Source organism: Rhodococcus sp. AH-ZY2, assembly GCF_030916465.1.
Classification (GTDB): domain Bacteria; phylum Actinomycetota; class Actinomycetes; order Mycobacteriales; family Mycobacteriaceae; genus Rhodococcus; species Rhodococcus ruber.
This window is the reverse complement of record NZ_CP126458.1, coordinates 2,417,273-2,439,676: the sequence shown is the minus strand read 5'-3', so window position 1 is coordinate 2,439,676 and position 22,404 is coordinate 2,417,273. Positions and strand designations below refer to the sequence as shown.

Genomic DNA, 22,404 nt, shown 5'->3' with positions numbered 1-22,404 from the left:
GGGGACCGGTCGCCTGCCGACGGTGGTGCCCGGCGTACGCCCGGCCCGGGTCGGGTGCGCCCCGGCTCGCCTCCCGGGACCGACCGGCTCCGGCCAGTAGCATCTTCCCCCGTGACCGACGCGACCGCGAGTGCCAGCCGCCCTGCCGCCCTGCGCGTCCTCGTCTACAGCGACGACGCCGACACGCGCGAGCAGGTCACCCGCGCGCTGGGCCGGCGACCCGATCCCGAGCTCCCCGAACTCGACTTCGTCGAGGTGGCGACCGCGCCGATGGTGATCCGGCGCATGGACGCCGGCGGTATCGACCTCGCGATCCTGGACGGTGAGGCAGCCCCCGCCGGCGGGATGGGGATCGCCAAGCAGCTCAAGGACGAACTCGAACAGTGCCCGCCCGTCGTCGTGCTGACCGGCCGCCCGGACGACGCGTGGCTCGCCGACTGGTCCCGGGCCGAGGCCGCGGTGCCGCGGCCACTCGACCCGTTCCGCCTCGCCGAGACGGTCGTCGCGCTGCTGCGCGGCCGCAGCACCACCTGACGGCGCCGCGGGACGCCCGCCCCGGCGGGCCGCGCGAGTGGGCCGGTCCGCGAACGGTCGGGCGAAACGGAGAAATCGCGCCGCGTGGTATCCGCCTCGGGGAGACACCCCGCCGGTAGGCTGAGCCGTACATCACAATGATGCGGTTGAAGTGACCCACGGCACCGACACCGCCTCGTGATCGTTCGGCCCCAGCGGCCGAGAGGTCGGCAAGGGCAACGGAGTCGGCGCGGGTGGCCGGCTCGCACGGAGAGGAGCCAGGCGCCGTGAACGTCTACATCCCCATCCTCGTGCTCGGCGGGATCGCGGTCGCGTTCGCCGTGTTCTCCGTCGTCGTGTCCTCGGTGATCGGCCCGAGCCGCTACAACCGGGCCAAGCTCGAAGCCTACGAATGCGGGATCGACCCGACCCCGCAGCCGCCGGGCGGCGGCAGGTTCCCGGTGAAGTACTACCTGACGGCCATGCTGTTCATCATCTTCGACATCGAGATCGTGTTCCTCTACCCGTGGGCCGTCCACCTCGACGCCCTGGGGGTCTTCGGGCTGGCCGCGATGGCGCTGTTCGTGTTCAACGTCGCAGTGGCCTACGTCTACGAGTGGCGGCGGGGTGGTCTCGGCTGGGACTGACCGCGGCAGGTATTGGGTGCGACAGGGAATGGGATTGTGCCGTAATGGATTCGAACACCGACCGAAAGTGATAAGAGTCGGACATGGGTCTCGAGGAGAAGTTGCCGAGCGGCTTTCTGCTGAGCACGGTGGAGAGCTTCGCCGGTTTCGCACGCAAGGGTTCGCTGTGGCCCGCGACCTTCGGGCTCGCGTGCTGCGCGATCGAGATGATGACCACCGTGTCGCCGCGGTTCGACATCGCACGGTTCGGGATGGAGGCGTTCCGGGCCTCGCCGCGACAAGCCGACCTCATGATCGTCGCCGGCCGGGTCAGCCAGAAGATGGCCCCGGTGCTGCGGCAGGTCTACGACCAGATGGTCGAACCGAAATGGGTGCTGGCCATGGGGGTGTGCGCCTCCTCGGGCGGCATGTTCAACAACTACGCCATCGTGCAGGGCGTCGACCACATCGTCCCGGTCGACATCTACCTCCCCGGCTGCCCGCCCCGACCGGAGATGCTGCTGCACGCCGTCCTGATGCTGCACGAGAAGATCCAGCAGATGCCGCTCGGCGTGGACCGGGAGAAGGCCGTGCAGGCCGCCGAGGAGGCGGCCCTGGCTGCCGGCCGGCCCGTGCTGCCCACTCCCCGGGGGGCGGCCCGATGACCCCTCCCTCGGACAACGAACGGTCCTCGCTGCCGGTGGACCGGGCCGCCACCACCGGACCCGAGGGAACGCTGCCGGCGCAGCCCGCCGGTGACGCCGAGGTGATCGGCGTCCGTCAGGGCATGTTCGGCGTGCGCGGCAGCGGTGACACCTCCGGCTACGGGCGGCTCGTACGCCCGGTGACCCTGCCCGCCGGCACCCCGCGCCCGTACGGCGGCTACTTCGACGACGTCGCCGACGCCCTGCGCGACGCCGTCGCCGCATCGGGGACGGAGTTCGAGGACGCGATCGAGAAGGTCGTCGTCCACCGCGGTGAGCTGACCTTCCACGTCCGGCGGGAGCACCTCCCCGAGGTGGCCCGGCGCCTGCGCGACGACCCGGACCTGCGCTTCGAACTGTGCCTCGGCGTCGACGGGGTGCACTACCCGCAGGACACCGGCCGCGAACTGCACGCCGTGTACCCGCTGATGTCGATCACCCACAACCGCCGCATCCGGCTCGAGGTGTCGGCCCCGGATGCCGATCCCCACATCCCGTCGCTGTACGAGGTGTATCCGACCAACGACTGGCACGAGCGCGAGACCTACGACTTCTTCGGGATCGTGTTCGACGGGCACCCGTCGCTGACCCGCATCGAGATGCCCGACGACTGGTCGGGGCATCCTCAGCGCAAGGACTATCCGCTCGGCGGCATCCCCGTCGAGTACCACGGAGCGGAGATCCCGCCGCCCGACGAGCGGAGGGCGTACACATGACCGACCTGACCGAAGGACCGGTCCACACCGTCGTCGGCGAGGACTGGGACAGCATCGTCGAGGCCGCCCGCGCCGCGGCCGCCGACCGCGGCGACGAACGCATCGTGGTCAACATGGGACCGCAGCATCCGTCGACCCACGGAGTGTTGCGGCTCGTGCTCGAGATCGAAGGCGAGACCGTCACCGAGGCGCGCTGCGGAATCGGCTACCTGCACACCGGCATCGAGAAGAACCTCGAATACCGCACCTGGACCCAGGGCGTCACGTTCGTCACCCGGATGGACTACCTGTCCCCGTTCTTCAACGAGACCGCCTACTGTCTCGGCGTCGAGCAGCTGCTCGACATCACCGAGGCGATCCCCGAACGAGCCACCGTCGTGCGGGTGCTGCTCATGGAACTCAACCGGATCTCCTCGCACCTGGTCGCCCTCGCCACCGGCGGCATGGAACTCGGTGCGATGACCGCCATGTTCCTCGGTTTCCGCGAGCGCGAACTGATCCTCGACGTGTTCGAGACCATCACCGGTCTGCGCATGAACCACGCCTACATCCGGCCCGGCGGACTCGCGCAGGACCTGCCGGACGGCGCGGTCGAGAAGATCCGCGACCTGCTCGCGCTGCTGCCGCGGCGACTGCGGGACATGGAGAACCTGCTCAACGAGAACCACATCTGGAAGGCCCGCACCCAGGGGATCGGCTACCTCGACCTGACCGGGTGCATGGCCCTCGGCATCACCGGACCCGTGCTGCGCTCGACCGGCCTGCCGCACGACCTGCGCAAGGCACAACCGTACTGCGGCTACGACACCTACGAGTTCGAGGTGTGCACCGACACCGGCTGCGACGCCTACGGCCGCTACCTGATCCGGATCGACGAGATGAAGGAGTCGATCAAGATCGTCGAACAGTGCCTCGACCGGCTGCGTCCCGGTCCGGTGATGGTGGAGGACAAGAAGATCGCGTGGCCGGCCGACCTGTCGCTCGCCGCGGACGGTCTCGGCAACTCCCCGGAGCACATCCGCAAGATCATGGGCAACTCGATGGAGGGCCTGATCCACCATTTCAAGCTCGTCACCGAGGGCTTCCGCGTCCCACCCGGCCAGGTGTACACCGCCGTCGAATCCCCCCGCGGGGAACTGGGGGTGCACATGGTCAGCGACGGCGGCACCCGGCCCTACCGGGTGCACTTCCGGGATCCGTCCTTCACGAACCTGCAAGCGGTGTCCGCGATGTGCGAGGGCGGCATGGTCGCCGACGTCATCGCCGCGGTCGCCAGCATCGATCCCGTGATGGGGGGAGTGGACCGGTGACGCAGCAACCGCGAGTAGCGATCGACCCGGACCCGGCCACGGGGCCGGTGCTCATCCCGTTCGGCGTCCGCCCCGACGAACCGTCCCGGCTGGCGCGGCCCGGCGCCCGCGAACACTACCCCCCGGACGTCCGTGCCCGCCTCGAGGCCGACGCCGACGAGATCGTCGGTCGCTATCCCCAGCCGCGCTCGGCCCTGCTGCCGCTGCTGCACCTGGTGCAGTCCGAGGACGGCTACCTCACCCCCGCGGGTGTCGAGTTCTGCGCCGGCCGGCTCGGACTGACCGGAGCCGAGGTCGGGGCGGTCGCCACGTTCTACTCCATGTACCGGCGCGAACCCACCGGCGACTACCTCGTCGGTGTCTGCACCAACACCCTGTGCGCGATCATGGGCGGCGACGAGATCCTCGAAGCGCTGGAACACCACCTCGGGCAGCGTCCCGCGGCCGGCACCGCCTCGGACCCGGGCTCGGACACCACGCCGGACTCGCGCGGCGAGAGCGCCGGCTCCGTCACCCTCGAACGCCTCGAGTGCAACGCGGCCTGCGACTTCGCGCCCGTCGTGATGGTCAACTGGGAGTTCTTCGACCACCAGACCCCGGACTCGGCGCGTGCGCTCGTCGACGACCTGCGCGCCGGCCGGCCCGTCACCCCCACCCGGGGCGCGCCGCTGTGCACCTTCCGGCAGACCGCCCGCATCCTCGCCGGGTTTCCGGACGAGCGGCCCGGCGCCGTGGCGGCGGGCGGCAGCGCAGGAGCGGCATCGCTCGCCGGTCTGCGCATCGCCCGGGAACGGGGCATGCGGGCGCCGGAACCGGACCACCCCTCCGGCCCGGACCCGGCCGCCGGTCCCCGATCCGAGGGAGGCTGACGTGACGCTGACCCCTGTCCTGAGCCGCTACTGGGACGAACCCGAATCCTGGACCCTCGACACCTACCTCCGCCACGACGGCTACGAGGGCCTGCGCACGGCGCTGCGCATGCACCCCGACGAGGTGATCGGCACCGTCAAGGAGGCGGGGCTGCGCGGCCGCGGCGGCGCCGGGTTCGCCACCGGGGTCAAGTGGAGTTTCATCCCCCAGGGCGACGGCAAACCCCACTACCTGGTGGTCAACGCCGACGAATCCGAACCGGGCACCTGCAAGGACATGCCCCTGCTGCTGGCCACCCCGCACGCCCTCGTGGAGGGTGCGGTCATCGCCGCATACGCCATCCGCGCCGCGCACGCCTTCGTCTACGTCCGCGGCGAGGTGGTGCCGGTGCTGCGCCGGCTGCAGGCCGCCGTCGCCGAGGCCTACGCCGCCGGCTTCCTCGGCCGCGACATCCTCGGCAGCGGCTACGACCTCGACCTCGTCGTCCACGCCGGCGCCGGGGCCTACATCTGCGGGGAGGAGACCGCGCTCCTGGACTCCCTCGAGGGCCGGCGCGGCCAACCCCGCCTCCGACCCCCGTTCCCCGCCGTCGCGGGGCTGTACGCACGCCCGACCGTCGTCAACAACGTCGAGTCGATCGCGAGCGTGCCGTCGATCCTGCACCACGGGATCGAATGGTTCCGCTCCATGGGAACCGAGAAGTCCCCGGGCTTCACGCTCTACTCCCTGTCCGGTCACGTGGCGACCCCCGGCCAGTACGAGGCGCCCCTGGGCATCACCCTGCGGGAGCTGCTCGACTACGCGGGCGGTGTCCGGGCCGGGCACCGGCTGAAGTTCTGGACCCCCGGCGGCTCGTCGACGCCGCTGTTCACCGACGAGCACCTCGACGTCCCCCTCGACTACGAGGGTGTCGCCGCCGCCGGATCCATGCTGGGCACCAAGGCACTGCAGATCTTCGACGACACCACCTGCGTAGTGCGCGCGGTGCTGCGCTGGAGCGAGTTCTACGCGCACGAGTCCTGCGGCAAGTGCACCCCCTGCCGCGAAGGCACCTACTGGCTCGTGCAGATCCTGCGACGGCTCGAGCGCGGCGACGGAACCGCAACGGACCTGGACACCCTGCTCGACCTCTCCGACAACATCCTCGGCAGGTCGTTCTGCGCACTCGGCGACGGGGCGACCAGCCCCGTCACCTCCTCGATCCGGTACTTCCGCGACGAGTACCTGGCGCACTTCGAGCAGGGCGGCTGCCCGTTCGACCCGCACCTGTCCACCGTCATGGCCGGGGCCGGCGCGAACCGACCGCACGACGGAGGTGCCCGATGAGCGTCCACACCAACCGCGACACCACCGGCCTGCCGCCCGCACCGGACCTGGTCACCGTCGTCGTCGACGGCGTCGAGATCGGCGTCCCGAAAGGCACCCTCGTCATCCGCGCCGCGGAACTGCTCGGCGTCCAGATTCCCCGCTTCTGCGACCACCCGCTGCTCGAACCCGTCGGTGCCTGCCGCCAGTGCCTCGTCGACGTGGAAGGCCAACGCAAACCCGTCGCCTCCTGCACGACCCCGGTCACGGACGGCATGGTCGTGCACACGCAGCTGACCTCCCCGGTGGCGGACAAGGCGCAGAAGGGCGTGATGGAGCTGCTGCTGATCAACCATCCGCTGGACTGCCCGGTCTGCGACAAGGGCGGCGAATGCCCCCTGCAGAACCAGGCCATGTCGAACGGGCGTGCCGAGTCCCGGTTCACCGAGACCAAACGCACGTTCCCCAAACCGATCTCGCTCTCCGCGCAGATCCTCCTGGACCGCGAGCGATGCGTACTCTGCGCCCGGTGCACGCGGTTCTCCCAGCAGATCGCCGGCGACCCCTTCATCGAACTGATGGAACGGGGTGCCCTGCAGCAGGTCGGCATCTACGAGAAGGAACCGTTCGAGTCGTACTTCTCCGGCAACACCGTGCAGATCTGCCCGGTCGGCGCACTCACCGGAGCGGCCTACCGGTTCCGCGCCCGGCCCTTCGACCTCGTGTCGAGCCCGAGCGTGTGCGAACACTGCGCCAGCGGCTGCGCCCAACGCACCGACCACCGGCGCGGCACGGTGCTGCGCCGGCTGGCCGGCGACGACCCGCAGGTCAACGAGGAGTGGAACTGCGACAAGGGCCGATGGGCCTTCACCTACGCCACCCAGCCCGACCGTCTCACCACCCCGCTGGTGCGGGGCGACGACGGCACGCTCACGCCCGCCTCGTGGCGTGACGCCCTGCGCGTCGCCGCCCGTGGCCTGACCGCCGCGCGCGGCCGTACCGGGGTGCTCGTCGGCGGCCGCGTCACCGTCGAGGACGCGTACGCCTACAGCAAGTTCGCCCGGCTCGGCCTCGACACCAACGACATCGATTTCCGGTCGCGGCCGCATTCCGCGGAGGAGGCACAGTTCCTCGCCGCCCGCGTCGCCGGGCGCTGGCCCGGCGCCGGAGCCGTGACGTACGACGACCTCGACAACGCCCCCGCCGTCCTGCTCGTCGGATTCGAACCCGAAGACGAGTCGCCGATCGTGTTCCTGAGACTGCGCAGAGCGGTCCGCAAGGGAGGACTGGCGGTGTCCGCGATCGCACCGTTCGCGAGCCGCGGCCTGACGAAACTGCGCGGACGGCTCCTGCGGGCCGTCCCCGGCACCGAGCCGGACCTGCTCGACACGCTCCGCCTCGGCGCCCGACCCGGCGACCGCGATGTCACCGAGACGGCCGAACTCCTGACCCGACCCGGGGCGGTCGTCCTGGTGGGGGAGCGGACGGCGGCAATCCCGGGCGCCTTGACGGCCGCCGGCCGGCTCGCCGACCACACCGGCGCGCGGCTCGCGTGGATCCCGCGACGGGCCGGGGAACGCGGTGCGCTCGAGGCCGGGGCCCTGCCGGGACTTCTGCCCGGTGCCCGCCCGGTCACCGACGCCGAGGCCCGGCGCCAGGTTGCCGCCGCATGGGGCGTGCCGGACCTGCCGTCCTCCGTCGGCCGGGACACCGGACAGATCCTCGCCGGCGCTGCAACCGGCACCCTCGGGGCCCTGGTGATCGGCGGGGTCGACGTCGACGATCTGCCGGATCCGCACGCCGCCGTCGCCGCGGTCGACGCCGCCGGCTTCGTCGTCAGCCTCGAACTGCGGCGCAGCGCGCTCACCGACCGAGCCGACGTCGTCTTCCCCGTCGCCCCCGCCGTGGAGAAACCCGGAACGTTCCTCGATTGGGAGGGCCGGGAGCGCCCCTTCGCCGCCGCACTGCGCAATACCGGCGCCCTGCCCGATCAGCGGGTGCTCGGCGCGATCGCCGACGAGATGGGGGTCCGCCTCGGGCTCGCCGACGCCGCGGCCGCCGTCGACGAGCTCGTCGCGCTGGGGTCCTGGGACGGCGAAGCCGCCGGGTCACCGGACGTCGCGCCGCGCGGCACGCCGGCGCCCGGCACCGGTGAGGCGGTGCTCGCCGGATGGCGGATGCTTCTCGACCGCGGACGGATGCAGGACGGTGAACCGCATCTCGCCGGGACCGCCCGGCGGCCGGTCGCGCGCCTGTCCGTCGCCACCGCCGCCGAGATCTCGGCGGACGACGGGGACCCGGTGACCGTCGCGACGGACCGCGGCTCGGTCACGCTGCCGCTGGCGGTCACCGACATGCCGGACCGGGTCGTGTGGCTGCCCCTCAACTCGCCGGGGTCCGCGGTGCATCGGCAGCTGGCCGCGTCCGTGGGCGACATCGTCCGGATCGGCCGGGCGGAGCGCTCGTCGCAGGGGGTGGCCGATGAGTGACGTCACGCTGTTCGGCGCTGCGACGGTACCGGGGCCGGGGGTCCTGTCGGCGCAGTCCGGGTACCCCGATCCGGCCGCGTTCGGTCAGGATCCGTGGTGGCTGGTCGTCGGCAAGGCGGTGGCCGTCTTCGTCTTCCTGGTGTTGACGGTGCTCGTCGCCATCCTCGTGGAACGAAAGATATTGGCGCGCATGCAGATGCGCGTCGGACCGAATCGGGTGGGCCCGCGGGGGTTGCTGCAGAGCCTCGCCGACGGCGTCAAACTCGCCCTGAAGGAGGGCATCGTTCCCGCGGGCGTGGACAAACCCATCTACGTCCTCGCGCCGATCATCGCGACGGTGCCGGCGTTCATGGCGTTCGCCGTCATCCCGCTCGGACCGGTGGTCTCCGTCTTCGGCCAGCGCACCCCGCTGCAACTGACCGACCTTCCGGTGGCCGTGCTGTACATCCTCGCTGCGACGTCCATCGGCGTCTACGGCATCGTGCTCGCCGGCTGGGCATCCGGGTCCACCTATCCGCTGCTGGGCGGTCTGCGCTCGACGGCGCAGGTGATCTCGTACGAGATCGCCATGGCGCTCTCGTTCGCGGCCGTCTTCCTGCTGTCGGGCACGCTGTCCACCTCCGGCATCGTCGCCGCCCAGGACGGCACCTGGTACGTCTTCCTGCTCCTGCCCTCGTTCCTCATCTACGTCACGTCCATGGTCGGCGAGACGAACCGGGCACCGTTCGACCTGCCCGAGGCCGAGGGCGAACTCGTCGGCGGCTTCCACACGGAGTACTCGTCGCTGAAGTTCGCGATGTTCATGCTCGCCGAGTACGTCAACATGGTGACGGTCTCGGCGCTGGCCACCACCCTGTTCCTCGGCGGCTGGCGCGCACCGTGGCCGCTGAACATGTGGGAGGGCGCGAACTCCGGCTGGGTGCCGCTGCTGTGGTTCGTCCTCAAGGTGTGGGGATTTTTGTTCCTGTTCGTATGGCTGCGCGGCACGCTGCCGCGGCTGCGCTACGACCAGTTCATGAATCTCGGCTGGAAGGTGCTCATCCCGGTGGCGCTCGGCTGGATCATGGTCGTCGCCGTGATCCGCGTCCTGCGCACGGAGGGCCTGGACCGGTGGCAGATCGTCCTCGCCGCGACCGGCGTGGTCGTCGCCCTGGCAGTGCCGTCGCTGCTGTGGAACCGCATGAGCTCCGGTCGCGTCCGGCCCACCGGCACCCCCGGCGGCCCGGCGGTCACTGCCGAAACCGAGCAACCGTTCGACCCGATGGCCGGCGGCTTCCCCGTCCCGCCGTTACCCGGCCAGACGCTGCCACCGCGGCGTCGGCGCACCCCCGTCACCGCAGCCGCCGAGAGCGGGCGCCGTGGCGATCCGACCACCGAGGAGAATCGCGATGCCTGACTTCCTCGATCCCATCGCCGGATTCGGCGTCACCTTCCGGGCGATGTTCGACAAGGCCCAGACCGAGCGATACCCCGAGCAGAAGGAACCGACCGCACCGCGCTACCACGGCCGCCACCAGCTCAACCGCCACCCCGACGGGCTCGAGAAGTGCATCGGGTGCGAGCTGTGTGCCTGGGCGTGCCCCGCCGACGCCATCTACGTCGAGGGCGCGGACAACACCGACGACGGGCGATACTCGCCGGGGGAGCGCTACGGACGCGTCTACCAGATCAACTACCTGCGCTGCATCGGATGCGGTCTGTGCATCGAGGCCTGCCCGACGCGGGCGTTGACCATGACCAACGAGTACGAGATGGCCGACGACAACCGGACCGACCTGATCTACGACAAGACCAGGCTGCTCGCCCCGCTCGGGCCCGGCATGGTGGCACCACCCCACGACATGTACCCGGGCACGACCGACGAGGACTACTACCTCGGCGCGGTGACCGAGGCCGCGCCCGGCACCACCACGGCCGCTGCCGGGCAGGGGGAGGACGCCGTCGCACCCGACCGGGAACCGACGCAGCCGCGAGGCGGTCGCGATGTGGCGTGACCGGCGGAGAGGGGAGTGGTCTCGATGGACCCGATGACGCCGGCCCTGCTGACGGCCGAAGCCGTCACCCGCACCTCCACCGGCGAGGCCGTGCTGTTCTGGATCCTCGGAACGCTCGCGGTGCTCGGCGCACTCGGCGTCGTCGCCGCGTCCAAGGCCGTCTATTCGGCGATGTTCCTCGCGGTCACCATGATCATCCTCGCGGTGTTCTACATCGCCCAGGATGCGCTGTTCCTCGGAGTCGTGCAGATCGTGGTCTACACGGGGGCGGTGATGATGCTGTTCCTGTTCGTGGTCATGCTCGTCGGCGTCGACTCCTCCGACTCGCTCGTCGAGACGCTGCGCGGCCAGCGGGTCGCCGCGATCGCGGCCGGCCTCGGATTCGGCCTGCTGCTCGTCGGCGGTCTCGGCAACGCCGCCGTCTCCGAGTTCGCCGGCCTCGACGCAGCGAACGCCGCCGGCAACATCACCGGCCTGGCCGAGCTGATCTTCGTGCGGTACGTCTGGGCGTTCGAACTCACCGGCGCCCTGCTGATCACGGCCACGATCGGCGCCATGGTCCTCGCTCACCGGGAACGATTCGGGCTGCGCAAGACCCAGCGGGAATTGTCGCAGGAACGCTTCCGCGCCGGTGGTCGCGCCACCCCGTTGCCGAGTCCCGGTGTCTATGCCCGGCACAACGCCGTCGACGTGCCGGCCCGGCTGCCCGACGGGTCGTACTCGGACCTGTCGGTCAGCGAAGTGCTCCGGCAGCGCGCCGTGACCGTCGACGACGCCGGACCGCGCGAGAGCGACGCACCGCGCGGCGGGTCGTCGGGTGAGGAGGAATCGCGGTGAACCCCGAGAACTACCTGTACCTGTCCGCCCTGTTGTTCACCATCGGCGCGGCCGGCGTCCTGCTGCGCCGCAACGCGATCGTCGTGTTCATGTGCATCGAGTTGATGCTCAACGCCGCGAACCTGGCGTTCGTCACGTTCGCGCGTATGCACGGCAATCTCGACGGCCAGGTCATCGCGTTCTTCACGATGGTCGTCGCCGCCGCCGAGGTCGTCGTCGGCCTCGCGATCATCATGACCATCTTCCGTTCCCGCCGTTCGGTTTCCGTCGACGACGCCAACCTCCTGAAGTACTGACGCCCCCGGACGACACCCGTCCGCCCACGCACGAGGAGGAGACTGTGCCCGAGACGACCGTGCCCGAGAAGACAACCGGCGCCCCGACGGGTGGACCGGCATGAACGGGATCTCGTCGACGGTCTGGCTGCTGCCCGCGCTGCCGCTGTTCGGCGCGGTCGTACTGCTGCTGACCGGCCGGCGCAGCGACACGTGGGGACACCTGCTCGGCTGCGCGACGGCACTGGCCTCGTTCGCGCTCGGCATCGCCCTCTTCGTCGACATGCTCGGCCGCGACACCGCCGACCGCGCCGTGAACCAGGACCTTTTCGAGTGGGTGCCGGTCGCGGGACTGCAGATCGACTTCGGTCTCCAGCTCGACCAGCTGTCGATGTGCTTCGTGCTGCTGATCACCGGCGTCGGCTCGCTCATCCACGTCTACTCCGTCGGGTACATGGCGCACGGCCCCGACCCCTCCGGTCGCTCCGCTGGTTCCGCTGCGGGGGCGTCGGGTCGCTCCGCTGGTTCCGCTGCGGGGGCGTCGGGTCGCTCCGCAGGCTCCGCTGCGGGGGCGTCGGGTCGCTCCGCAGGCTCCGCTCCCGGACGCCGGTTGTTCTTCGCCTACCTCAACCTCTTCCTCGCGGCGATGTTGCTGCTCGTCCTCGCCGACAACTACTTCGGTCTGTACGTGGGCTGGGAAGGCGTCGGTCTCGCCTCGTACCTGCTGATCGGGTTCTGGCAGTACAAACCGTCCGCCGCGACGGCCGCGAAGAAGGCGTTCGTCGTCAACCGTGTCGGCGACATGGGTCTGGCCGTCGCCATGATGATCATGTTCGCGACGTTCGGGTCCGTGACGTTCGACGACGTCTTCGCCGGCGCCGACGGAGCGAGCGACGGCGTGCTCACCGCACTCGGCCTCGTGCTGCTGCTCGCCGCATGCGGCAAGTCCGCCCAGGTGCCCCTGCAGTCCTGGCTCGGTGACGCGATGGAGGGCCCGACACCGGTGTCGGCACTGATCCACGCCGCCACCATGGTCACCGCGGGCGTCTACCTCATCGTCCGGTCCGACGTGCTCTTCGACCTCGCCCCTACCGCGCAACTCGCCGTGGTGATCGTGGGCACGGTGACCCTGCTGTTCGGAGCTGTCATCGGGTGCGCCAAGGACGACATCAAGAAGGCACTCGCCGCCTCGACCATGAGCCAGATCGGCTACATGGTCCTCGCCGCGGGCCTCGGTCCCGCCGGATATGCCTTCGCGATCATGCACCTGCTCACCCACGGCTTCTTCAAGGCCGGCCTGTTCCTCGGGGCCGGATCGGTGATGCACGGGATGAACGACGAGGTGAACATGCGGCACTACGGCGGCCTGCGCACCGTCATGCCGATCACGTTCGTCACCTTCGGTCTCGGCTACCTCGCGATCATCGGCATTCCGCCGTTCGCCGGGTTCTTCTCCAAGGACAAGATCATCGAGGTGGCGTTCGGCGCCGGCGGTGCGGAAGGGATCGTCCTCGGCACGGCAGCCCTGCTCGGGGCCGGCCTCACCGCGTTCTACATGACGCGGGTGATGTTGATGACCTTCTTCGGCAGACGTCGCTGGGCCGCCGACGTCCACCCCCACGAGGCGCCCGCCGTGATGACGGCGCCCATGGTCCTGCTCGCCCTCGGCTCGGTCGGCGCCGGTGCCGCCCTCACTCTTGGCGGGGCGCTGCAGAACTGGCTCGAACCGGTGGTGGGGGCCACGGAGATCGAACACCTGCTCCCGGTGTGGGTGATCACCGCCCTCACCCTCGCCGTCGTGCTCGCCGGTGTCGCGGTGGCCTACCGGCAGTACGCCCGGCGCGAGATCCCCGACGCCGCCCCCGCCGACGTGTCGGCGTTCACCGTCGCCGCCCGCAGGGATCTCTACGGCGACGCCGTCAACGAGGCGGTGTTCATGCGGCCCGGACGGTCCCTGACCACGACCCTGGTGACCGTCGACGACAAGGCCGTCGACGGGGCGGTCGACGGGATCTCCGCCACGGTCGGCGCCCTCTCCGCCCGGATGCGGCACCTGCAGACCGGGTTCGTGCGGTCCTACGGCTTGTCCATGTTGGTAGGCGCGGCCGTCGTGGTCGCGGCGATGATGCTGGGGAGGCTGTAGTGGGCAACTTTCCCTGGTTGACGACCCTGTGGGTGGTGCCGCTCGTCGGCGCCGTCGTCGTCCTGGCGATTCCCGCCCGGATGCGGAGCCTCGCCAAGGGCGCCGCGCTGGCGGTCGCGGCCGTGGTGCTCGTGGTGGCGTGCGTGCTGGCGATCGGATTCGACCCGGCGGGCGAGCAGTACCAGTTCGTCGAATCGCACTCGTGGATCCCGGCCCTGGGCACCCGCTACACGCTGGGCGTGGACGGCATCGCGCTCGTGCTGGTGCTGCTCACCGCGGTGCTGCTTCCGCTGCTGATGCTGGCCGGTTGGAACGACACGACACCGGCCGAGCCCACCGGCACCGCCCGCCCCTCCACGTCGCGGCGAACCACACACCTGTACATGGCGCTGATGCTCTCGGTCGAGGCGATGGTGATGGTCTCGTTCACCGCGCTCGACGTGTTGCTGTTCTACATCTTCTTCGAGGCGATGCTCATCCCGATGTACTTCCTCATCGGGGGCTTCGGGGATCGGCTCGGAGATCGGGGCCGGCGCTCCCGCGCGGCGGTGAAGTTCCTGCTCTACAACCTGTTCGGTGGGCTGATCATGCTGGCCGCGGTGATCGGACTGTACGTGGTGACCGCCCGGCAGGGCGCCGGCACGTTCGACTTCCGGGAGATCGTCGCCGCCGTCACCGACGGCGGTCTCGGTGCCGACACCGTGGTGCTCCACGCCCTATTCCTCGGTTTCATGTTCGCGTTCGCCGTGAAGGCGCCGCTGTGGCCGTTCCACACCTGGCTGCCCGGCGCCGCGGTGCAGGCCACCCCCGCCGGGGCGGTGCTGATGATGGCCGTGGTCGACAAGGTCGGCACGTTCGGCATGCTGCGCTACTGCCTGCAGTTGTTCCCCGAGTCGTCGGTGTACTTCGCGCCCGTGATCGTCACGCTCGCGGTGATCGGCATCGTCTACGGCGCGGCGGTCGCCATCGGTCAGACGGATGTGATGCGTCTGATCGCCTACACCTCGATCTCGCACTTCGGGTTCATCATCCTCGGCATCTTCGCGATGACCAGCCAGGGCCAGGCCGGCTCGACGCTGTACATGGTCAACCACGGCATCTCCACCGCCGCGCTGTTCCTGATCGCCGGGTTCCTCGTCTCCCGGCGCGGATCCCGCGCGATCGCCGCGTACGGCGGCGTCCGCAAGGTCGCCCCCGTCCTGGCCGGGACGTTCCTCGTCGCGGGACTGGCGACCCTGTCCCTGCCGGGCCTGGCACCGTTCGTCAGCGAATTCCTGGTGCTGGTTGGCACCTATCCGCGCTACCAGGTCGCCGCCGTGGTCGCGGTGCTCGCGCTCGTCCTGTCGGCGATCTACGTGTTGTGGCTCTACCAGCGCATGATGACCGGACCGGTCACCGGCGGCAACGAGCACGTGCGCGACCTGGTGCCCCGCGAACTCGCCGTCGTGGTGCCGCTCATCGCGTTGCTCCTCGTCCTGGGCGTCTACCCCAAGCCGGCCCTCGACGTGATCACCCCCGCGGTCGACCAGGTCCTGGTCACCGTCGACCGGCCCGATCCGGAGCCCGCCGCCCCGCCCGAGCCCGTCGCGGGCGGGACCGGCACCGACACCCACGGAGGGACGCACAGGTGACTCCCTTGAACGGAACCCTCGTTCTCGCTCAGGCGATTCCGGCTCCCGACCTCCGCTACGGCCCGCTCTCTCCCATGCTGATCGTGTTCGGGGTGGCCGTTGCCGCGGTGCTCGTCGAGGCGTTCGTTCCCCGCCGCGGCCGGTACGCGAGCCACCTGCTGCTCGCGCTCGGTGGTCTCGGCGCCGCGTTCGTGGCCGTCGTCGTCCTCGCCGCGGGCCTGGACTTCGCCGCCGGCGCCGCACCCGGGTACAGCGCCGCGGTCGACGCCGTCGCGGTCGACGGACCCACCCTGTTCCTGCAGGGCACCATCCTGCTCGTCTCGATCCTCGCAGTGCTGCTCGTCGCCGAACGCGGCATCGAGCCGAATGCCCGCGGTGCCACGCCGGAGGGGCCGGGCGCGGCGGTGGCGACCGGGCGCGGCGGGGCCGACGCGTTCGCCCCGCAGGCGTCCGTGGTGCCGGGCAGCGTCGCCGAGCGCGAGGCCGCCGCGCAGGGGATGTCCCAGACCGAGGTGTTCCCGCTGGTGCTGTTCGCCGTCGGGGGGATGCTGCTGTTCCCGGCGTCGAACGACCTGCTCACCATGTTCATCGCGCTCGAGGTCCTGTCGCTGCCGCTGTACCTGCTGTGCGGCCTGGCCCGTCGGCAGCGCCTGCTCTCCCAGGAAGCGGCCCTGAAGTACTTCCTGCTCGGCGCCTTCTCCTCGGCCTTCTTCCTGTTCGGGGTGGCGCTGCTGTACGGCTACGCGGGCACCGTGCGCCTGGCAGGTATCGCCGACGCCGTCGCCGTCCGCGCGGACGGCGACGCGCTGGTGGTGATCGGTGCGGCGATGCTCGCGGTGGGTCTGCTTTTCAAGATCGGCGCGGTGCCGTTCCATTCCTGGGTCCCCGACGTCTATCAGGGGGCCCCCACGCCGATCACCGCCTTCATGGCGGCGGCCACCAAGATCGCGGCGTTCGGCGCGATGCTACGCGTGTTCTACGTGGCGCTGCCCGGACTGCGAGACGACTGGCGTCCCCTGCTGTGGGGCGTGGCGATCCTGACGATGGTGGCGGGCTCGGTGCTGGCCGTGACGCAGAACGACGTCAAACGGATGCTGGCCTACTCGTCGGTCGCCCACGCCGGTTTCATCCTCACCGGTCTGATCGCCGCCGACCGGGCCGGGCTGGCGTCGACGATGTTCTACCTGTTCGCGTACGGCTTCAGCACTCTCGGTGCGTTCGCCGTCGTGACCCTGGTCCGCGACGACCTCGGGGAGGCGACCCACCTGTCCCGCTGGGCGGGCCTCGGGCGGCGCTCGCCGCTCGTCGGCGCGGTGTTCGCCCTGTTCCTGCTCGCGTTCGCCGGCATCCCGCTCACCAGCGGGTTCGTCAGCAAGTTCGCCGTCTTCGGGGCGGCGGCGGGCGGCGGCGCCGTTCCGCTCGTGATCGTCGGCGTGGTCAGCAGCGCCGTCGCGGCGTACTTCTACGTGCGCGTCATCGTGCTGATGTTCTTCGACGAGCCGGACCGCGACGCTCCCGCGGTCGTGGCGCCCAGCGCCCTGACGACCGTCACGATCGCCGCCGGGGCGGTGGTGACCGTGGCGCTCGGCGTCTTCCCGCAGCCGTTGCTCGAGCTGGTGGACCGGGTCGCGGTGTTCCTCGGTTGACGGTTCCGTGACGAGCGCGGGGATCCGGGCGGACGAGGACGCAGCCGCCGAACACGAACGCGGCCGCCCGCGCCGAAACCGCCGCCGCCCGCGCCCAAGTCGACGCTGCCCGCGAACACGCCGACGAACTGCGCACCGAACTACGCGGACTCCGTTCCACAACCTCGGGTCCGAGCGAGTCGCGATGACCCCGGAGGGGTGCACTCCTGTCCCCGTGCCGGCACCCGGCGAGCGGTCGACTCGGGTGGGGGCCGTCTTCGCGCGGGGCCGGGCAGGGGATGTGGCCGGGTGGGTGCTCGGTGAGACCGCCCCAGCCGGTGCCACGCCCGCGGTGTATGTCGGGCAGTTGCCGGCGCCGGGGTCGTAGCTTCGGTTACCCCGGGCTCCCGGTGCGGGAGTCGGTCCCGTCGCTGTTTGCCCTGACATGGTTGTCTAGAGCGTCGCTCCCTGCATCTCGATGCCGGGCGGAATCGGGGTGCTGTTCGCAGGTGAGGTCATCGCGTCCTCCTGTGTCGATAGCCCTTGCCGAGATTCTCCGCCGCCGACCCGACGGCTCGCGCCACCTACTCAGGATGCGCCGTCTCAGCCTTCACTGTCTGCCGGATCGGCGAGGAGGAACGGGCGGCCAGATGTTCATGTCGTCTCCAGGGGCGGGCGGACCTGCCAGTCGACCGTCTGTCCCACCGCCTGCGCGTACCGTTCGAGGGTGGACAGGCGCGGATCGAGATCGCCGCGCTCGAGTCGGGCCACCGCCGACTGGGAGGTGCCCATCCGGGCCGCGACCAGGGTCTGGCTCAGTCCCTGCCGTCGCCGGGCCGCCGCCAGCTCGTCCACCAGCGCTCGCCGCCTATCGGAGAGACGGTCCACACCCGGGAACGACGTTCGACGAGGCGACGTCGACATATCGGCAATGCTATCTCGGCAATGCGCTACCGGACAGCGCCGTCGCCACGCCCCTTGACACGGGCGGCGCCCGGAACGATCCTCGACCCATTCCGAGACGGTCCCGCGTCCCGGGTCGATACGGAGCGCGCCATGACAATGCCTCGAATTCCGGATACGCGACGGTCGTACCTGCGGGTGCGGGACGTCGATCTGTACTGCGAGGACACCGGCGGTGAGGGCGAGCCCATCCTGTTCCTGCACGGGTTCTTCTTCGACGGGCGAATGTACGAGGCGCAGATCGCGGCGCTGCGGGATCGGTACCGCTGCCTCACCCTCGACTTCCGGGGACAGGGCCGATCCGGGCACGCCCGGACCGGATTCCAGCTCGAGCAGCTCACCGCCGACGTGCTCACCGTGATCCGGCGGCTCGACCTCGCACCCGCGCATCTGGTGGGGCTGTCGATGGGGGGCTTCGTCGGCATGCGCATCGGCGCGCGGGAACCGGACCTGTTGCGCTCGCTGACCCTGCTCAACACCGGCGCGACGCCGCATCCGCCCGTGAGGTACCCGCTGCACCTTGCCCTCACGGCCGTGGCCCGGCTTCTCGGGCCGTCGCCGGCCCTCGTGCTGCGCGGCATCGAGAAGGAACTCTACGGCGAACCGTTCCGCACCGACCCCGGCCGGGAGGCCGAGCGTGAGGTGTGGCGCAGGCGGTGGGCGACGGCCGACCGGTCGTCACTGGCGAACACGATGCTCGGCATGATGGTCCGCCCCGACATCCGGGACGAGCTGCCCGCGGTGAGCGTGCCGACGCTGATCGTCGCGGGACAACTGGATGTCGAGATGCCGCCGCGTCTCGCCCGCGAGATGCACGCGCTGATCCCGGGCTCGCGACTGGTGGAACTCGACGGGGTGGGCCACAGTTCGACGCTGGAGGACCCGGCCCGGGTCACCGGGATCCTGGAGAGCTTCCTCGCCGAGATCGGCTGACCGAGGGCCCCGGATGTGGTCGTGGCCGCCGGTCCGTCCCGCACCCGGGCGACGGCGCCGTCACGACCTGCGCCCCCTAAATCGGACGGAACCCCGCCCCGGCCCCGCCCCGCGCATCGGCGTCGCCGACGACGGCCGTCATGCTCGTGCCGACCTCCGGACCGAGGCAGGCAACGGTGAGATAGCCGTTCACCATGCCGACGAGCGTGGTTCCGACCACCACCGGGCCTCCCGAGTCGCCGAGGTCGACGCACGTCTGCGTCCAGGTCTGCCCCGAACCGAACACATCGCCGTAGGCCACCCCGCAGGTCTGCCCCGTGGTGCGGCCCTGCTTGCAGACGATGTCCGGGAACTGCGCCGGACCCCCGATCCCCGTGATCGTCGTGTTTCCCACCCGATTCACGGGAACCACCTTCGCCGGCTCGAACACGATCACCGCGTAGTCCAAGTCCGCATCGGTGTAGGCGATCGTGCCGACCACACCGGCGTCCGGATCCGCCTCCGAGGCGACCGTGGAACCGGCGTTTCCGCAGTGTCCCGCCGTGAATCCGACCAGCCGGCCCCCGGAATCGGGACCGATCGTGGTGAGGGTGCAGTAGTTCCGGCCGTCCATGACGATGCCGGAGCCGCCGCCGAGGACGGCCGGATCGGCGGCCGCTGCAACACCGGTGCCGGCGAGCAGCGACGCGCCGACGGCGAGAACGAGGATGCCGAGTCTCATGGCGGGTGTCTCCCGAAGGTCGAGCGAACGAGCCGGACACGCGCAGGAACGGGAGGGTCGCGCGTACGATCCACCGCCCTCGGGCGCTGTTTCTCGATCATCCGCCGCACCGGGTGCTGTTCGCAGCGTTTTTCGGGACGGAGAGCGCGGCGGGAGTCGACCCGGGACGGGGGAACGACCGCTCCCGGTCCCGGTCGGCCGGCCGGCGTTCCGCGGCGGTTTCGGGGAATCGTCCATGCCGCCGGGGCGTCGACCTCGAACCTTGCCGGCCGGACGTGGAACCGCTCATCGACCCAGTCCGGTTTCCGCGCCTGCCGCAGGCGCGCATCGGCTTCGGCGTACTTCGGAGCGGTCACCAGCCCGCCGACCCGGGGATTCCTTTGAACGGGCCGACGACCGAGCTGGTGATCCAGCCGCCGTAGAAACCGCCCGGTTGCGGGACCACCTCCTCGCCGTCGACGGTGCACCGGTCGACCTGGGCGGCCATCACCGCGACCGCCCCGGCGAGCGCCCGGAAGGCGGGGGAGGGATCGCGGTAGGTCCACGCCGCTTTCGGCGCGACCCGCGAGGCGGTCACCAGGTCGTAGTAGCTCGCCCTGCCCTTCCACTCGCACCACGACGAGCCCGGCGTCTCCCGCAGCACCCCGTCGGCGAAGGCTTCGGCGGGAAGGTAGTAGGTCGGCGGATGGCTGGTCTCCAGTACCCGCCAGGCGCGCGTGGTCGACGCGATGGTCCGGCCGCCCAGTTCCACGGTGATCGAGCCGGTGAAGGTCTCGAGGCGGGGCGGTCGGGGGTAGTCCCAGACCGACTCCTGCCCCGCAGCAGGTTCGACGGGTTCCGGCCGGGTTGTCACGGCGACCTCCTCGTGGTCACCTCCCCAGGGTACGAGGACGACCGAGGCGCCGGGGCTGCCGGGCGGGTGCCGGGCAACCGAGATGCCCCTGCGTTCCTGGGCGGCGAGCCAGGACCGCAGCACTGCGCGGCTCGCCGGTTCCGAGCCGTCGGGGCCGACGCGACCGGTCGATCCGTCCTCGGCCGTGTCGGTGTCCTCCGTTCCGGAGGGTGTCGGTGTCCTCCGTTCCGGAGGGTGTCGGGGGACCGCTCAGAACAGTCGCCGCATGATCTTCAGCGCAGCCTGGGTGTAGGGCGGGTAGTTCATCGCCGGATCCGGGCGGAACGGTTTGGCGAGCACCGCCTTGCGGTGGCTGAGCGCCTCGAAACCGTAGCGTCCGTGGTATGCCCCCATTCCGCTGGCACCCACGCCACCGAACGGCAGTTGTGGCGCGAGGACGTGCATGCCGACGTGGTTGATCACCACGGCACCCGCGCTGATTTGCTGCGTGATCTTCCTCTGGGTGCTCAGCGACTTGGAGAACACGTACGCTGCAAGGGGTTTGGGGCGGGCACCGACGAAGTCGAGGGCTGCGTCGACCGAGTCGACGGTGAGAATCGGCAGGATGGGCCCGAAGACCTCGTCCGTCATGACCGCGTCGTCGGGTGCCGGATCGACGATCACGGTCGGTTCGACCGTGAGAGAGTCACGATCGCACCTGCCGCCGGTGACGATGCGCCCGGTCGTGGACTCCAGATACGCCTCGAGCCGATCGAAGTGACGCTGGTTGACTACCCGCATCCCCGGCTGCGGTTCCTCGCTGCGGAACAGGGCGATCGTGTCGACGATCGTGTCGACGAGCGCGTCGCGGACGGACCGCTCGACCAGTACGTAGTCGGGCGCGATGCAGCTCTGTCCGGAATTGAGGAGTATGACCCAGGCGATACGCCGCGCGGTGACCTCGAGATCGGCGTCCTCGGCGACGACGACGGGAGACTTGCCACCGAGCTCGAGGATCACCGGCGTGAGCTGCGGGGCGGCGGCGGCCATGATCTTGCGGCCCACCTCGGTGCCGCCGGTGTACAGGGCGAGATCGAAACCCTGCGCGAGCAGACTCTGGGTGAGCTCGGCATCGCCTTCGGCGACCACGACGGCCTCCGGGTCGAGGTGGTGCGGAATCAGCCGGGCGAGCAGCGCGGACGTGGCGGGGGCCAGTTCCGACGGTTTGATCACGGCACAATTCCCGGCGGCCACTGCCGCGACGAGCGGACCGAGCGTCAGATACACCGGGTAGTTCCACGGTGCGATGATCAGGACCACTCCCATCGGCTCGTACTGCACCCAGCCGAGTGCGGGAAACTGGTTGAGCGACAAGGGCTTCGGTCGAGGAAGCATCCAGCGCCGGACCCGCTTGCGGGCGTAGGCGGCTTCGGCCCGGGTGGAAGCGAGGTCGGCGAGCCAGGCTTCGACCGCGTTTCGGCCCAGGTCCTCCTGTAGGGCGGCCGCAATCTCGGCCTCGCGCTCGTCGGCGAGTTTCTCGATGCCGCGGAGCTGGCGGATGCGCCATTCGGCATCGCGCGTGCGTCCGGTCGCGTAGGCCTTCCGCAGCCGGGCCAGCAGTTCTGCCGATGTGTCGGTATCTGTGACGGTCACGGGGTCCTCCAGGCGAAAGTCGAGGGTTGATGTGCGGTGGGCTTGTCGCGGCGGAACGGCGGAACGGCGGACGGCGACACGGGCGGCCGGGGCGAGGTCGACGACGACAGAACCTCGGGTGCGGGCCGTCGCGATGCGCCGGCGCAAGCAGCACCCGGGCGGCGGCCCGAGCCCGCGGCGGCGGGTGGCACCGAGTCGGGCGGTGCCGCGCCGACGCTCTGTGCCCTGACATCCGGCTCGGTGCCCTGACATCCGGCTCGGTGC

Annotated in this window: 20 protein-coding genes; 16 read left to right on the top strand and 4 right to left on the bottom strand. The window is 70.5% G+C overall.

Annotated elements, in window-relative coordinates; translation table 11 throughout:
* The first annotated feature begins 111 nt into the window (after positions 1-111).
* The 15 genes from QNA09_RS12205 (at position 112) to nuoN (ending at position 17,059) form a co-directional block, all read left to right on the top strand.
* A complete protein-coding gene (locus QNA09_RS12205) occupies positions 112-534 on the top strand; it encodes a response regulator transcription factor (protein ID WP_010595342.1) in 423 nt (140 codons plus the stop codon).
* 266 nt (positions 535-800) lie between these two features.
* Positions 801-1,160 carry an NADH-quinone oxidoreductase subunit A gene (locus QNA09_RS12200; RefSeq protein ID WP_010595343.1) on the top strand — a complete coding sequence of 120 codons (360 nt, stop codon included), beginning with the start codon at positions 801-803 and terminating at the stop codon, positions 1,158-1,160.
* A gap of 83 nt (positions 1,161-1,243) precedes the next feature.
* The gene (locus QNA09_RS12195) at positions 1,244-1,804 is read left to right on the top strand and encodes an NADH-quinone oxidoreductase subunit B family protein (protein WP_010595344.1); all 561 of its coding nucleotides are present in this window, start codon (positions 1,244-1,246) and stop codon (positions 1,802-1,804) included.
* Positions 1,801-2,559 (top strand): NADH-quinone oxidoreductase subunit C, encoded by a 759-nt coding sequence (locus QNA09_RS12190; RefSeq protein ID WP_235593853.1) that lies wholly within the window; start codon positions 1,801-1,803, stop codon positions 2,557-2,559. Before QNA09_RS12195 ends, QNA09_RS12190 begins: the two co-directional genes overlap by 4 nt.
* Positions 2,556-3,869, top strand: a complete 1,314-nt coding sequence (gene nuoD, locus QNA09_RS12185) for an NADH dehydrogenase (quinone) subunit D (protein ID WP_010595346.1) — start codon at positions 2,556-2,558, stop codon at positions 3,867-3,869. Before QNA09_RS12190 ends, nuoD begins: the two co-directional genes overlap by 4 nt.
* Positions 3,866-4,738, top strand: a complete 873-nt coding sequence (gene nuoE, locus QNA09_RS12180) for an NADH-quinone oxidoreductase subunit NuoE (RefSeq protein WP_010595347.1) — start codon at positions 3,866-3,868, stop codon at positions 4,736-4,738. The genes nuoD and nuoE overlap by 4 nt, the downstream gene beginning before the upstream one ends.
* Before the next feature lies 1 nt (position 4,739).
* On the top strand, positions 4,740-6,065 hold the full coding sequence (gene nuoF, locus QNA09_RS12175; protein WP_010595348.1) for an NADH-quinone oxidoreductase subunit NuoF: 1,326 nt from the start codon (positions 4,740-4,742) through the stop codon (positions 6,063-6,065).
* Positions 6,062-8,533, top strand: a complete 2,472-nt coding sequence (locus QNA09_RS12170) for an NADH-quinone oxidoreductase subunit G (RefSeq protein WP_308072450.1) — start codon at positions 6,062-6,064, stop codon at positions 8,531-8,533. The genes nuoF and QNA09_RS12170 overlap by 4 nt, the downstream gene beginning before the upstream one ends.
* A gap of 43 nt (positions 8,534-8,576) precedes the next feature.
* Entirely contained in the window at positions 8,577-9,929 is a 1,353-nt protein-coding gene (gene nuoH, locus QNA09_RS12165; protein WP_051059603.1) for an NADH-quinone oxidoreductase subunit NuoH, read from the top strand.
* Complete coding sequence (gene nuoI, locus QNA09_RS12160; RefSeq protein ID WP_017681310.1) at positions 9,922-10,527, top strand: NADH-quinone oxidoreductase subunit NuoI; 606 nt, start codon at positions 9,922-9,924, stop codon at positions 10,525-10,527. Before nuoH ends, nuoI begins: the two co-directional genes overlap by 8 nt.
* A gap of 33 nt (positions 10,528-10,560) precedes the next feature.
* Positions 10,561-11,364, top strand: coding sequence for an NADH-quinone oxidoreductase subunit J (locus QNA09_RS12155; RefSeq protein WP_040272775.1), 804 nt, complete (start codon positions 10,561-10,563; stop codon positions 11,362-11,364).
* Entirely contained in the window at positions 11,361-11,660 is a 300-nt protein-coding gene (gene nuoK, locus QNA09_RS12150) for an NADH-quinone oxidoreductase subunit NuoK (protein ID WP_003937937.1), read from the top strand. The genes QNA09_RS12155 and nuoK overlap by 4 nt, the downstream gene beginning before the upstream one ends.
* 100 nt (positions 11,661-11,760) lie before the next feature.
* Positions 11,761-13,782, top strand: coding sequence for an NADH-quinone oxidoreductase subunit L (gene nuoL / locus QNA09_RS12145; protein ID WP_102031161.1), 2,022 nt, complete (start codon positions 11,761-11,763; stop codon positions 13,780-13,782).
* The gene (locus QNA09_RS12140; protein ID WP_308072449.1) at positions 13,782-15,413 is read left to right on the top strand and encodes an NADH-quinone oxidoreductase subunit M; all 1,632 of its coding nucleotides are present in this window, start codon (positions 13,782-13,784) and stop codon (positions 15,411-15,413) included. Before nuoL ends, QNA09_RS12140 begins: the two co-directional genes overlap by 1 nt.
* A gap of 74 nt (positions 15,414-15,487) precedes the next feature.
* Positions 15,488-17,059: an NADH-quinone oxidoreductase subunit NuoN gene (gene nuoN, locus QNA09_RS12135; protein ID WP_230831670.1), complete on the top strand. Its 1,572-nt coding sequence runs from the start codon at positions 15,488-15,490 to the stop codon at positions 17,057-17,059.
* A 633-nt stretch (positions 17,060-17,692) separates the two neighbouring features.
* Here the strand turns inward: nuoN and QNA09_RS12130 are convergent.
* Positions 17,693-17,893: a helix-turn-helix transcriptional regulator gene (locus tag QNA09_RS12130; RefSeq protein ID WP_238596373.1), complete on the bottom strand. Its 201-nt coding sequence runs from the start codon at positions 17,891-17,893 to the stop codon at positions 17,693-17,695.
* A 201-nt stretch (positions 17,894-18,094) separates the two neighbouring features.
* Here QNA09_RS12130 and QNA09_RS12125 point away from each other — a divergent pair, with 201 nt between their 5' ends.
* Positions 18,095-18,934, top strand: a complete 840-nt coding sequence (locus tag QNA09_RS12125; protein WP_201027022.1) for an alpha/beta fold hydrolase — start codon at positions 18,095-18,097, stop codon at positions 18,932-18,934.
* Between the two features lie 76 nt (positions 18,935-19,010).
* Here the strand turns inward: QNA09_RS12125 and QNA09_RS12120 are convergent, their stop codons facing one another.
* The 3 genes from QNA09_RS12120 to QNA09_RS12110 all read right to left on the bottom strand — a co-directional run bounded on the left by QNA09_RS12120 (position 19,011) and on the right by QNA09_RS12110 (position 22,140).
* Complete coding sequence (locus tag QNA09_RS12120) at positions 19,011-19,655, bottom strand: hypothetical protein (protein WP_017681585.1); 645 nt, start codon at positions 19,653-19,655, stop codon at positions 19,011-19,013.
* A gap of 352 nt (positions 19,656-20,007) precedes the next feature.
* Positions 20,008-20,508 (bottom strand): DUF427 domain-containing protein, encoded by a 501-nt coding sequence (locus QNA09_RS12115; RefSeq protein WP_040272773.1) that lies wholly within the window; start codon positions 20,506-20,508, stop codon positions 20,008-20,010.
* Between the two features lie 249 nt (positions 20,509-20,757).
* The gene (locus QNA09_RS12110) at positions 20,758-22,140 is read right to left on the bottom strand and encodes an aldehyde dehydrogenase family protein (RefSeq protein ID WP_119699818.1); all 1,383 of its coding nucleotides are present in this window, start codon (positions 22,138-22,140) and stop codon (positions 20,758-20,760) included.
* Between the last annotated feature and the right edge of the window lie 264 nt (positions 22,141-22,404).